This window comes from Candidatus Dormiibacterota bacterium (assembly GCA_035532835.1).
In the GTDB taxonomy this organism is placed as follows: Bacteria; Vulcanimicrobiota; Vulcanimicrobiia; order Vulcanimicrobiales; family Vulcanimicrobiaceae; genus DAHUXY01.
In genome coordinates, this window is sequence record DATKQG010000009.1 from 74,194 (window position 1) to 86,896 (window position 12,703).

The 12,703-nt window shown below is 64.7% G+C and carries 12 protein-coding genes; 9 read left to right on the forward strand and 3 right to left on the reverse strand.

Annotated features, from left to right (window positions below; all coding sequences use genetic code 11):
• Nucleotides 1-2 precede the first annotated feature (2 nt).
• Nucleotides 3-1,520 (forward strand): DUF2723 domain-containing protein, encoded by a 1,518-nt coding sequence (locus tag VMW12_01000; protein HUZ48295.1) that lies wholly within the window; start codon nucleotides 3-5, stop codon nucleotides 1,518-1,520.
• Here the strand turns inward: VMW12_01000 and VMW12_01005 are convergent.
• Nucleotides 1,497-2,063 carry a PilZ domain-containing protein gene (locus VMW12_01005; protein HUZ48296.1) on the reverse strand — a complete coding sequence of 189 codons (567 nt, stop codon included), beginning with the start codon at nucleotides 2,061-2,063 and terminating at the stop codon, nucleotides 1,497-1,499. The genes VMW12_01000 and VMW12_01005 overlap by 24 nt on opposite strands.
• Before the next feature lie 3 nt (nucleotides 2,064-2,066).
• On the opposite strand from VMW12_01005, the gene VMW12_01010 reads away from it, so the two are divergent.
• From VMW12_01010 to VMW12_01035, 6 genes are read left to right on the forward strand one after another with little or no spacing between them, the layout of a single operon-like run.
• Nucleotides 2,067-3,449, forward strand: a complete 1,383-nt coding sequence (locus VMW12_01010) for an FAD-linked oxidase C-terminal domain-containing protein (protein ID HUZ48297.1) — start codon at nucleotides 2,067-2,069, stop codon at nucleotides 3,447-3,449.
• Nucleotides 3,446-4,648, forward strand: coding sequence for an FAD-binding oxidoreductase (locus VMW12_01015; protein HUZ48298.1), 1,203 nt, complete (start codon nucleotides 3,446-3,448; stop codon nucleotides 4,646-4,648). Before VMW12_01010 ends, VMW12_01015 begins: the two co-directional genes overlap by 4 nt.
• Before the next feature lie 5 nt (nucleotides 4,649-4,653).
• Nucleotides 4,654-5,718 (forward strand): DUF2600 family protein, encoded by a 1,065-nt coding sequence (locus tag VMW12_01020; protein ID HUZ48299.1) that lies wholly within the window; start codon nucleotides 4,654-4,656, stop codon nucleotides 5,716-5,718.
• 23 nt (nucleotides 5,719-5,741) lie between these two features.
• Entirely contained in the window at nucleotides 5,742-7,559 is a 1,818-nt protein-coding gene (locus VMW12_01025; GenBank protein ID HUZ48300.1) for a M28 family peptidase, read from the forward strand.
• Nucleotides 7,559-8,878, forward strand: coding sequence for an aminopeptidase P N-terminal domain-containing protein (locus VMW12_01030; GenBank protein ID HUZ48301.1), 1,320 nt, complete (start codon nucleotides 7,559-7,561; stop codon nucleotides 8,876-8,878). Before VMW12_01025 ends, VMW12_01030 begins: the two co-directional genes overlap by 1 nt.
• A complete protein-coding gene (locus VMW12_01035; protein HUZ48302.1) occupies nucleotides 8,860-9,702 on the forward strand; it encodes a TIGR01777 family oxidoreductase in 843 nt (280 codons plus the stop codon). The genes VMW12_01030 and VMW12_01035 overlap by 19 nt, the downstream gene beginning before the upstream one ends.
• On the opposite strand, the gene trxB is transcribed toward VMW12_01035, so the two are convergent.
• Entirely contained in the window at nucleotides 9,699-10,637 is a 939-nt protein-coding gene (trxB, locus tag VMW12_01040) for a thioredoxin-disulfide reductase (protein ID HUZ48303.1), read from the reverse strand. The genes VMW12_01035 and trxB overlap by 4 nt on opposite strands.
• 87 nt (nucleotides 10,638-10,724) lie before the next feature.
• On the opposite strand from trxB, the gene VMW12_01045 reads away from it, so the two are divergent.
• A complete protein-coding gene (locus VMW12_01045) occupies nucleotides 10,725-11,609 on the forward strand; it encodes an MBL fold metallo-hydrolase (protein HUZ48304.1) in 885 nt (294 codons plus the stop codon).
• A complete protein-coding gene (locus VMW12_01050; GenBank protein ID HUZ48305.1) occupies nucleotides 11,610-12,317 on the forward strand; it encodes a methyltransferase in 708 nt (235 codons plus the stop codon).
• Nucleotides 12,318-12,331: 14 nt separating this feature from the next.
• Here VMW12_01050 and VMW12_01055 read toward each other — a convergent pair whose 3' ends face one another.
• The gene (locus VMW12_01055) at nucleotides 12,332-12,703 is read right to left on the reverse strand and encodes a hypothetical protein (protein ID HUZ48306.1); all 372 of its coding nucleotides are present in this window, start codon (nucleotides 12,701-12,703) and stop codon (nucleotides 12,332-12,334) included.

Below are 12,703 nucleotides of genomic sequence, written 5' to 3' on the forward strand. Positions count from 1 at the left end.
GCGTGAAACCGCTGCGTTCGCCGTCGCTCCCTGCAATCGCGGCCGCGACGATCGCGGCCGTCACGTTCGTTGCGTGCGTACCGTCGCAACCGTTTGGGGGCGATGCGGCCGAGATGCAAACGGTACCATATATCTTGGGCATCGCGCATCCGACCGGCTTTCCGCTCTTCGTCTTGCTGGGCTTCCTTTGGTCGCACGCGTTCGCGTTCGGGAGCGTTGCGTGGCGGCTCAACGCGCTCTGCGCCATCTACGCCGGCGCGGCGGTCGGCATCGGTGTTGCGTGCGCCGGGCGGTTGGGAATCCGCTGGTGGATCGCCGTCCCCGCGTACTTCTGGTTTGCATCCACCTACGTGGTGTGGACGCACGCGACGCACGCCGACGTCCACGATCTTCTGCTCGCGCTGGAATCCGCCATCGTGTTTGCGACGATCGTGTGGTTGCAGGACGGCGATCGTCGCGCGCTTGTGGCGATGGCCGCATGCTGGGGCCTCGCGCTGGCGGATCATCCCAATGCGATCTGGCTCGCTCCCGGAATGCTCGTCGCGGTGCTGCTTCGCCGGCGGGACGTGCGACGCGGCGACCTCCTGCGCGCGGGCGCGGCCGTAGCCGCCGGCTTATCGCTCTACCTCTACCTTCCGCTGCGCTCGTCGTGGATCGTCGCACACGGGGACGATCCCGCCGCGCGACTCGCAGGCATCGACGGTGGGCCGTTTTGGAACGCCGGCAACCCGAGCACGTGGCACGGTTTCCTAACGGTCCTGACCGGCAGCAGCTTCGATACCGGGCACCATCTTCTCGGGATTTTCGCGCCGGCTCAGTGGCAGAGCTATCTCTGGGATATCTTCACGTTCACGCAAGGATCGTACGGGAGTTACGCGGTGGTCGTCGCCATCGTCGGGCTCGCCACGTGGTACGCACGCGATCGACGCGTCGCGCTCGTCGTCGGGCTGCTGTGCCTGGCCGCGATCCCGTTCTCCGTGGTCTATCGCGACGTCGAATCCGACGCTGCCCGCTATCGCCTGCTCGCGATCTGGTGGATTCCGCTCTTGCTCGCGAGCGCGGGCGGCTTCGGGGACGACTGGCGGGCCGAACTGCGACGCATCGGCATAGCGATCTTCATCGTTGCTTCATGGATCGGGACGTTGGCGGCGAACCACGCCGCATTGTTCAATAATCGCAATGCCGACGGGGAGCGTCATCTCATCACGCAAATCGCGGCCGCGATCCCGCGCGGCAGCATCGTTGTGACGACGTGGCTGGACGCTACCCCGTACGCTTATGGGGCCTACGCGGACGGATCGTTCGCCGACCGGACGATCGTGGCCGCGTGGCCGAACGACGAAGCGGCAAACTTCCGCCAATGGTCGAGCGTCGCGCCCGTGTACGTCGTCGTCCCGCAGGGCACCACGCTCACCGGCGGCACGTACGCAATCGCACGCACGATCGACCGCTATCACGTCGTGTATCGTTATGCCGGCCCGGCACCAACCCCGCGATTACGGAGTCTGACGCGACCGTAGGTAGTGCAACTGCCAGAGGTGGATGAAGCGTTGAAGCTCGTCTTGCATAGAGGGTTCCACCTCGACGAATTTCATGCCGTGCGCGAGCGCTTTCTCGCTTGGGACGAAAAACGTCGCCAGCACCTTTGCATTCATCTGCATCGGGTGAAAGGGCGGGGGCTGCACCTTGAGCGTCTCCGGCCGCAGGCCGAAGGGCGTCTGCTCGTAGACTTCTTTTTCAACCTTCAACTCTGCCAGAAACGCGTCGGGTAGCACGAAATCGAGTTCGAGTACCGATCCGGGAAGAAAATCTTCATCGCCGATCAATCGCAGGCCACCCGCCGAGAGATCGTTCGCGACCGCGTGGCGTCTACCGGGGCGCCCGCGTAGCGTGAATGAGACGTCGAACTCGACCGGCATGCGAAACGACGAGCGCTTTTGCGTGGCGGTCGGCTGCGCCTTGGCCAGCCGTTTCGGCTCCTTTTTTTTGCGGTTGAAAAAGAACACGATTGCCATGCGGTTAATGCGGGCAGGCCCCGCTTCCTGCTCGCCTAAACCAGCCAAGAGATGCTCGTACCACGATTGATCGACGCCATCGGCGCCGACGCCGTCAAGTTCGCGCCCGAAGACCTCAGCGTGTACGCATTTGACGGGTACACGCAAGGGCGGGCTCCCAGCGCGGTCGTGCTGCCGCGTTCGGTCGCGGACGTGAGCGCGGTCGTAAAGATTGCGCGTGAGTTTGGCGAGCCGATCGTTCCTCGCGGCGCGGGCACCGGTCTCTGCGGCGGCGCCGTCCCCATCGAGGGCGGTATCGTCGTCTCGTTCGCGCGCATGAATCGTATCCTCGAACTCGACGTGCGCGGCCGGCGGGCTCGCGTGCAGCCGGGCTTGGTCAATCTCGACCTTTCGACCCGCATCGCCGGCCACGGCTTGTTCTTCGCCCCGGATCCGTCGTCGCAAAAAGTATCGACGATCGGCGGCAATATCGGAACGAACGCCGGCGGACCGCACTGCTTGCAGTACGGGACGACGGTCAACCACGTATTGGGCCTGGAGATCGTCGATTCGTTCGGCGAAGTGTTCACGACGACGCTGGACGGAGCGGGCTACGACCTCACCGCGGCGCTCGTGGGCAGCGAAGGGACGCTGGGGATCGTCACGTCCGCCTGGGTGCGCCTGCAAAGGCTCCCCGAATCCGTCCGCGTCTGGGTCGCCGCGTTTCCGAGCATCGACGCCGCATCCGAAGCGGTCTCCGCCATCGTCGCAGCCGGCATCATCCCGACCGCACTCGAGATGATGGATCGCGTTATCGCGCAGGCCGTCGAAGCGGCCTTTCACGCGGGATATCCTACCGATGCCGGCGCCATTCTGCTGATTGAAAACGCCGGTTTCGAAGACGACATGCGTGCCTGCGAAGAGGGGCTGTACCGTATCGTCCACGCCAACGGCGCCCTTTCGTGGCACACCGCGCGCAGTCAATCCGAGCGCGATGCGCTCTGGGCCGGCCGCAAAGGTGCCGCCGGCGCGGTAGGGCGTTTAGCGCAGAATTACTACCTGCAAGACGTCTGCGTGCCGCGCAGCAAGCTGCCGCAGGCGTTGCGCGCGGTCGAAGCGGCGGCACGCGAGCATCGGCTCGTCGTCGGCAACGTGTTCCACGCCGGGGACGGAAATCTGCATCCGATGATCCTGTACGATAAGCGCGATGCCGTACAGGTCGCCGCGGTGATCGAAACCGGGAACGCGATCCTCTCTTCGGCCGTCGCCCTCGGCGGCACGGTGAGCGGCGAACACGGCATCGGCTACGAAAAGCGCGAGGCGATGACGCAGATCTACTCCACCGACGATCTGGCGACGATGGCGCGAGTCCGCGACGTCTTCGACCCTAAGCTCATGTTCAATCCGGAGAAAATTTTTCCAAGCGGAGCGCGCTGCCCCGAGGTCCGCGCGTGACGCCCTCCAGCCTGGAAGAGCTCTCCGACGTGGTGGCCTCGTGCAACCGCAACGGCGAACGCATCGCGATCGAAGGCGGCAACACGCTCGCCGGTATGGGTGTGCCCGTGCAACGGCCGTGCACGCGCGTGCGAACGGCATCGTTGACGGGGATCGTTGAGGACGCGCCGACCGATCTCGTCGTCGCAGCCCAGGGTGGAATCACGTTGCGCAATCTCGCGACGCAATTGGCGGCGCACGGCACGCATATCCCCTTCGACGCTCCCCTCGCGCACCAAGCAACGCTGGGCGGTACGCTCGCGGCCGGATGGCTGGGCCCGCGCCGTCACCTCTACGGGCGGCCGCGCGATTACGTGATCGGCTCCGTCGCGGTGTTGGCCGACGGTACGATCGCGCGCGCGGGAGGGATGGTGGTCAAGAACGTCTCCGGCTACGATATGAGTCGCCTGTACGTGGGCGCATTCGGAACGCTCGGAATCATCGCGCAGGCCAATTTAAAGACGACCGCTCTGCCGCCGCTTACGCGCATCTTCATCGCACCGTTGCCGGAGGGAACGCGACGACGCGCCCTTGCGAGCATCGCATCGCTGCACATCGTACCTGCAGCGGCATTCTGGGTAGAAGGCTTCCATCAATCGATCGACGGGGATGACGGGCACGAGGGCCGATTGATCGTGCTCTTGGAGGGCAGCGCCGCGCTGTTGGAGCGCTCGACGCGCGATCTTCGCTCGGCGCTGGGGCGAGCGGGCGTGCCCGAAACGCAGATCCTCGACACGGGCGCGCGCGAAGCCTTCGGACGCATCCTCGATGCGTACGTTAGCTGCTTGGGCGAGCGTTCGATCACGTACCGCATCTCGGCCCACAGCCAGAGCCTGATCGACCGCGTTCTCGCCGCGCGCCTTCTCGCCGAACGCTTCGAGCTACGCGCCGACACGCTGGTCGATGCCATGAACGACGACCTCATTCTTCGCGTCAGCGATTTGGATTCGCACGCGCTCGGAGCCAAAATCGCCATGTTCGACGACGCGCTCCACGACGACGAACCCGGCGCCACGGTGGTGGCGGGAGCGCACCCGCAACGCGCCTCGCTCAACGTGTGGGGAGAGCTCCCGGATGCCTTCGATCGCATGCGCGCGCTTAAAGCGCGCTTCGATCCGAACGGCACGTTGAATCCCGGCCGCTTTATCGGCGGCATCTAAGCGCAATGATCGACGACATTCGCTGGGCCGTACGCCACGTGCTCTCCAGCCCCGACCGCCTGCGCTACTTGCTCGCAACCGGCATCGAAGCGCCGTTCTATCTTGCAAGATTCTTGCGCGTCATCGTGCCGCAAGCCCGCGAACGCCTTGCGGCGTTGCGAACGCTCGCAGAAGCGATGCCCGACGATCGTTTGCGCGCGCAAGCGCTCGCGAGCATCGAAGGCAAATCCTATCACGTTGCCGGAGCGTGCATCCTGGCAACGTTTCTCCCGCCGGACGCCGCGCGCGAGTATATCGCGGTCGTCGCGCCGCTGGAAACGATCTACGATTATCTCGACAACCTCTGCGATCGCCATCCCGATGTCGACCCTGCCGCCTATCCGGTACTCCATCAAGCGATCGCCGACGCGTTGGATCCGAATGCAGCGCCTCGCGATTACTATGCGAACGGGCCGTCCGGCGACGATGGCGGCTATCTGCGCGCATTGGTCGAGCAAACGCAGCGCGGCCTCGCCAAGCTGCCGCACTACGAAGACCTCTTACCGTATTTTCGCGAGTCGGCGCTGCTCTATTCGCAGATGCAGACGTTCTCCCACTATACCAGTCCCGAACGCGAACTCGCCTGCGTGAGCTGGTACGAAGAGCACCGCGAACGGTTCAAAGCTCTGGACTGGCACGAGTTTGCGTGCGCCGCCGGATCGCAATTTCAAGTCTACGCCCCGCTGTTCGTCGCGTTCGAAGGCCGTCCCGATTTGGCCGGGCTCGCATACGACGCCTACTTCCCATACGTCAGCTCGCTGCACGTCATGCTCGATTCGTTCATCGATCAGAGCGAAGACGCCGCGCACGGCGAACTGAGCTTCGCCGCCGTTTACGACGGCCCGCGGCGTTTGCGCGAACGCGTGGCGTTCTTGGCGGCGGCCGGACGCCGAGGATTTGCCGCGTTACCGCGCCCCGAATGCCACCGCTTCGTTCTGCGCATCATGACGCTTTTTTATCTGACCCATCCCAAGGTCTTTACACAAGGGCTCGACCGCCAAGCACGATCTCTGCTCCGCGCTACCGAATGAAGGCGCTACCAAGGAGGCTCGCCATGCGTTACCGCTCGATGTTCGCCGCCGCGTGCGTGGCCGTGCTTCTCGGCTCGCCGCCCGCCGGCGCCGCCGGCAACTACGAAGGGTTGCTGCTCGATTTACCCAGCGCGCAGGGAGCGCTCAACGCGTCGGCCCGCCTCAACGAAGAATCACATTACGCGGGCACCCCGGGTGACAAACACATCGCGGACTGGATGCGCGATCAACTCGCCGCCGATGGTTTCGATGCAACCCTCGAGCCGTTTTTTGCCGAGATCCCCCAATCGCCGACGAAGATCGTCCTCTCCCTCTTGGAGCGGCCGCGCCGGGTCGATTTCGACCTGCGCGAATCGCCGATCGCGAGCGATCCCGACGGGACGCGCAAGAATGCGGGCGTGCTGCCCTTCAACGCGTGGTCGGGCAGCGGAGACGTTACCGCCTCGCTCGTCGATTCGGGGCATGGCACGCGCGCCGATTACGCCATCCTCGACCGCGCTGGTATCAGCGTCAGCCACCGCATCGTGCTCGTTGCTTACGGTGCGGAATTTCGCGGAACCCTTGCGCGGCGCGCCGAGCGACACGGCGCGGCGGGTGTGATTTTCTGGTCCGATCCAACCGATCGCGACGGTTCTTCCCACGGGCCTGCGTATCCCAACGGTCCGTATCGCCCGCTGGGTTCGGTGCAGCGCGGAAGCCTGGGCCTGCCGCGCCTGAACATTCCCGTCTTGCCGGTCAGCGCGAAGATCGGCCTGCGTCTACGCGCGGCGATGCGCAATCGCATCTCGAACGTCCCCGTCCGGCTGCGCGTCGACGCGGGCTACAAGTGGCAGATGCTCTGGAATACGGTCGGCGTGCTGCGCGGCAGCGATCCAACCCACTACATCGTCCTTGGCGCACATCGCGATGCGTGGGTCTATGGCGTTACCGACGATGGTTCCGGTATCTCCACGTTGCTCGAAACCGCCCACGCGCTGGGGTATCTCTATCGCAGCGGTTGGCGTCCGCGGTACTCGATCGTCATTGCGGGTTGGGATGGGGAAGAGATCGGCGAACTCGGCTCCGGGCAGTACGTGCGCGAGCACTTCGCGAGCCTGCGGAACGGTTGCCTTGCGTATATCAATGAAGACGAAAATGCTACCGGCCAGCGCTTCGTCGCATCGGCTGCCGCCGCGCTCGGCGCGAGCGTCATCAGCGCTACGAACGTGATTCCCGATCCGGCCCTCCCAAGCCAACGCCTTTATCAACGCTGGCAATCCCAATCGGGCGGCATCACCGTCCGCGGGCCGGGAGGCGGGTCCGATTTCGAGCCGTTTCTGTATGAAGCCGGTATCCCGACGATCGAGACCGGCTTCGTCGGACCGTTCGGCGTCTATCACTCCGCGTTCGACGATCTGCGCTATGCCGAGTCCCAAGCCGACCCCGGCTTCGTGAACCACCGCGCCATCGCGCAATTGGTGGGCATCCTCGCGTACCGGTTGACCGACGGCCCATTGCACTATCGGTTTATGCCATACGTCGCGCCGATGCGTTCGGCACTCGCCGCTTACGCGCGCCGGGGAGCGAGCGCGGCCGATCTCGCACCGCTCGCCACCGCGATCGCGCGTTTCGCCGGCGCGGCACGAACCGTCGATACACACGGTACCGGGGGCGGGAGCGAAATCGACGCGGTGCAAGCGCTCGACCGCCTCTATTACGGACGCGACGGGTACCGCCCGGTAGCCTTTCCCGACCTCGCGAAGGGCCTCGCGACCGGCACTCATCCCGCGATCGCCGCAGCGGCGGAACGCTCCGCAAAAACGCTCGACGCCATCGTTACCGAACTCCACCCGGAGAAATAATGCATCCGTACATCGACCGCCGTAACCGCCTGCTCGCATCGATTGCCGACGGCGTGGCCATTCTTCCCGCCGCGCGCCCGGTTGCGCGCAACGCCGATAGCGAATATGAATTTCGCCAGAACTCGACATTCTATTACCTCACCGGATTCGACGAACCGGATGCGGTGCTAGTCCTTGCGCCCGAACACCCGGCCCACCGCAGCGTGCTGTTCTTGCGCACTCGCGACCGCACGCTGGAGATATGGAACGGCAAACGTCTGGGCGTAGAACGCGCGGTCGAGCACTTGGGAGTGGACGCAGCCTATCCCCTCTCCGAGCTCGACGAACGGCTACCCGAATTTCTCTGCGGCGCACGTACGCTCTACTACGATATCGGTACCGACGACGCGCGCGACCGGCAAGTGCTGGCCGCCCGCGCGAGCGCCGAGGCGTTGACCCGCCGCCGAGGACGTACCGTATCGACCATCGCCTCGCCCGCCGCGATCGTCGACCCGATGCGGCTGATCAAGTCACCCGAGGAGATCGCCACCATGCGCTCCGCGGCGCGCATCACCGGCCGCGGGCACGAGGCGGCGATGCGAGCGACGCGACCGGGCCTCTACGAATATCAGATCGAAGCGATTCTCGAATACGAATACCGCTACGGCGGCGCGCGAAGCACGGCCTACGAATCGATCGTCGCCGGCGGCGAGAACGCCACGATCCTGCACTACAGTACCAACCGCGAACGATTGCTCGACGGCACCCTGCTTTTGGTCGATTCCGGATGCGAGATGGACAATTACGCCAGCGACGTTACGCGGACGTGGCCGGTGAACGGCCGTTTCTCCGCCGAGCAACGCGCGATCTACGACATCGTCCTAGCGGCCAACGAAGCGGGCATCGCGCAGGTGCAACCCGGCCGTTCCCAACGCGCATTCCATGAAGCAGCGGTACGAACGATCACGGAGGGCCTCATCGACATCGGGCTGCTCGCGGGCAGTCTCGATGAAAATATCGAACGCGAACGCTATCGTGACTATTACATGCACGGTTCGGGGCATTGGCTCGGGCTGGACGTGCACGATGTTGGACGCTATCGCGACGATGAAGACCGGCCGATTCCGCTCCAACCGGGGATGGTTACCACGGTCGAGCCCGGGATCTACGTACACGCGGACCTGAATTGCGACGAGCGTTTCAAGCGGATCGGCGTGCGGCTGGAAGATAACGTTCTGGTAACGCAGGACGGCAACGAGAATCTCACCGAGACGATTCCCAAACGCATCGACGCAATCGAAGCTATCGTTGGGAGTGCTCCGTGCGCGTCGGTCTCTTAGGTGCTAGTGGGTTCATCGGGCAACATCTAGCCGAACGCCTGCGCGCTCGCGGCGATGAGGTCGCGAGCGCGACGCTGCGCGACCCGGCGGCGGCCGCCGCGCAACTCGCCGGCTGTCATACGATCGTGAATTTGGCGGGAGAGCCGGTTGCGCAACGCTGGACTCGCCAGGCCAAGGAACGCATCGCATCCAGCCGGGTCGAAGCGCCGCGGGCCTTTATGGCCGCACTCGCGCGGGGTGCCGAACGGCCCACCGCCTACATTTCGGCGTCGGCGATCGGGTTTTACGGCAGCAGCGAGCAGGCGACGTTTACCGAAGAATCGCCACCGGGAGACGACTTCTTGGCCGACGTCTGCGTGCGGTGGGAAGCGCAGGCACAGCGCGCTTGCGAGCTGGGCATGCGGACCGCGCTGGTGCGCACCGGGCTCGTGCTCGCTCTCGACGGCGGCGCGCTCAAGCAATTGCTGCCGCCCTTTCGATTGGGCCTAGGCGGCGTGGTCGGCAGCGGCAAGCAATGGTATTCGTGGATTCACATCGACGACGTCGTCGGCATCTATATCGCCGCGATCGACGGATTGGACGGCGTTCTCAACGCCACGGCTCCGGAGCCGGTGACGAATGCGGAGTTTACTCGAACGCTGGGCGCCGCGCTGCACCGCCCCACGATCCTTCCCGTGCCGCCCATCGCGCTGCGAGCGATGCTCGGCGAGGGCGCCGGCATCGTTCTCCTCGGGCAGCGCGTCATTCCGCGGCGCACGCAATCGCTCGGTTATCGCTTCGCTTACGAGTCGCTCGGCGACGCGTTGCGCAACCTCTTAGGCTAGAGGACGGTCTCCCGCATCGCAAACTCGTGGGCTTCGAGATACTTTTCGGCATCCATCGCGGCCTTGCAACCCGAACCGGCCGCGGTAATCGCCTGTTTGTAACGCAGATCGTTGACGTCGCCGCCGACGAAAACGCCCTCGACGTTCGTGTTCGTCCCGTTCGGCGACAGAATGTATCCGGCGGCGTCGAGATCGATCTGACCGGCGAAAATCGCGGTATTCGGGATGTGCCCGATCGCGATAAAGAGCGCATCCGCATCGAACTCCGAAATCGTTCCGTCGACGAGATTTTTCAGCCGTAGCCCGGTCATCTGCGTGGTGCCCAGAACGGCTTCGACCCCGGTGTTCCAAATAAAGTCGATCTTTTCGTGGGAGAGCGCGCGCTCCGCCATAATCTTACTGGCGCGCAACGAATCGCGGCGATGAATGACCGTCACCTTGCTGCCGAAGCGCGTCAGAAAGAGCGCCTCTTCCATGGCGGAATCGCCACCTCCGACCACGACGATACGTTTATCGCGGAAGAACGCGCCGTCGCACGTCGCGCACGTGGAAACGCCCCGGCCGCGCAGCAATTCCTCGCCCGGGATATCGAGCCAGCGAGCGCTCGCTCCGGTAGCGATGATCACCGTTTCGGCATGGTACTCTTGCTCCGCGGTTCGCACGATCAGCGGTTGCCCGCCGAAATCGACATCGGTAACGTCGACGTTTTCGATGCGAGCGCCGAAATGCTCGGCTTGCTCGCGGAATTTGATCATCAGATCGGGGCCCATGATCCCATCGGGAAATCCGGGGTAGTTCTCGACCTCGGTCGTGAGCATGAGCTGGCCGCCGTACATACCCCCGGCAAGCACGAGCGGCGAAAGATTGGCGCGGGCCGCATAGACGGCGGCGGTAAGTCCGGCCGGCCCGGACCCGATGATGATGACGCGTTCCATAACGATTCGCTTCGACCGCCCGCCCGCCGGTTCCGGTTGCGCTCCCGCAACAAGGGTCGCGCCACGACGCTGCCCAAGCGAGCCACGATGGAACACGCGCGACCCGCCCTCCCGCTCGAGGATCATTTCGGCGACATCGTTCGCAAGGCGATGCGCGGCATCGGCCTGGACGAGCGGCGCCTCGCATCGGCCGCCGGCATCGATATCGCGCTCGTGACGCAATGGCTCCGTAGCGACGCCCCACCCATCGTCGATGATGCGCAAGCGCGCTCGATCGCGCGCGCCCTCGGCTTGGACCCTGGTAGGCTGGCCGACTGCGCGGCGCAGGCATGGTATCCGCCGGCGCTGGAGGTCGCGAACGTGCGCCGGCATTCGCAAGAGCCGCAGCCCAGTAACGGCTACGTCTTCTTCCTTGAAGGCGAGCGCCGCGCCGCGCTCGTGGACCCAGCCGGCGCACCGCAGCATCTGCTCGACGTGCTGCGCGACGGCAGCTACCACCTACAGTACATCCTCATCACCCACAAACACGCCGACCATTGCGACGCCACCGCCGATGTCGCGCGGGCCTTTCCGAACGCGCAAATCGTCATGCACGCGCTCGACGCGCCCGCGATCGGATCGCTCGCCGCGAATTCGCTCCCCGTCCGAGATGGCGCGGAGCTGCCGTTCGGCGACGACGCCACGATTCGCATGGTGCACACGCCCGGTCATACCGATGGATCGTCGTCCTATCTCTTTCGCTCGACGCTCTTCAGCGGCGACACACTCTTCGCCGGCAGCGTCGGCGGCGCGTACGGCGACGCCAGCACCTATGAGGATTTACTGCACGGGATCGGCGCCAAGCTCTTCACCCTTCCCGAACACACCGTCGTCATGCCCGGGCATGGGCCGCCGACGACGCTCGGCCAAGAACGCAAGCACAACCCGTTCTTCCACGATGACGGCCATCCGCATCACGAAACAGCGCACTAAATGGCATCACCGTGGTGGTATCGCGCGCGTGGATTTATCATCGCGTCGATGTATATCGTGGGGTTCGTGCTGGGGCCGCCGCTCGGCGCGCCCTTTGGGCTCGGTCGCATCCCGGCGTTTGCTTGGATCGGGCTACGATTCGGCAGTGAGGGCCCGGCCCGGGTGCTCGCGCTCGCAACGCTTTGCGTTTTGATATGTTTCCTGCTGCGTGCGTGGGGATCGGCCTATCTGAGCGCGTCCGTGGTCTGGAATGCCGATGCGAAAACCGATGCGCTGTTGGTCGACGGGCCGTTCCGCTTCGTGCGAAACCCGCTCTACCTGGGGAATTTCTTTATGGCGCTCGGCTTCGCGTCGATTGCGCCACCCATCGGCGCGGCGATTATTCTGCTCGGGAATGCCCTCTTTATGATCCGGCTTTCGAGCTACGAGTCCGATGAGATGCGGCAGCGCTTCGGCGACCTCTACGCGTCGTACGAGCGCGCGGTTCCATCGTTGCTGCCGCGCCTGACGCCCGCAAGCGTGGCCGGAAGCTCGCGCGGTACGCCACGGGTGGCGCAGGGGCTGCGTTCGGAAATCTTCTCCGGTATCGCCACCCTCGCGATGATCGCATACTTCGTGTTTGGGAACCGAGCCCTACCGATCTTTTATGGCATGCTCGTCGTCGGATGGGTCGCGCAGTCCCTCCAAACGCGCCGCCTCTCGGCGTGAAGCGGGGCCGCTCGTCAGCGAGCGGCGGCCGGGACCACGGCGGTGGCGCCGTCGTTGCTCACGATCGTCGCGCCGCTCTTGCTCGGCGCGTCCTGGGATTCGCGAATCAATTCGAATTGAAAGACGGCGACGCCCGATTTCGGGAGCCTGAGCGATACTTGCATCGGAGCGCAGACGTTCGCCGTGCAAAACGCCGGTATCCAACCGTTCGCGACGTTCTTTGCGCGCAGGAGCAATTGGTTGCCGGGTTTTCCGGTAACGGTTAGCCGCGATTTCGCCGCCGCCGAGGAAACCGAGGTCGGGAAGTTGCCTCCCGTCCATGGAGAAACGACCAACGTGGTCGGGTGGCCGGCCAGTGCGACGAGTAGTGCGAGACTTGCGAGCAT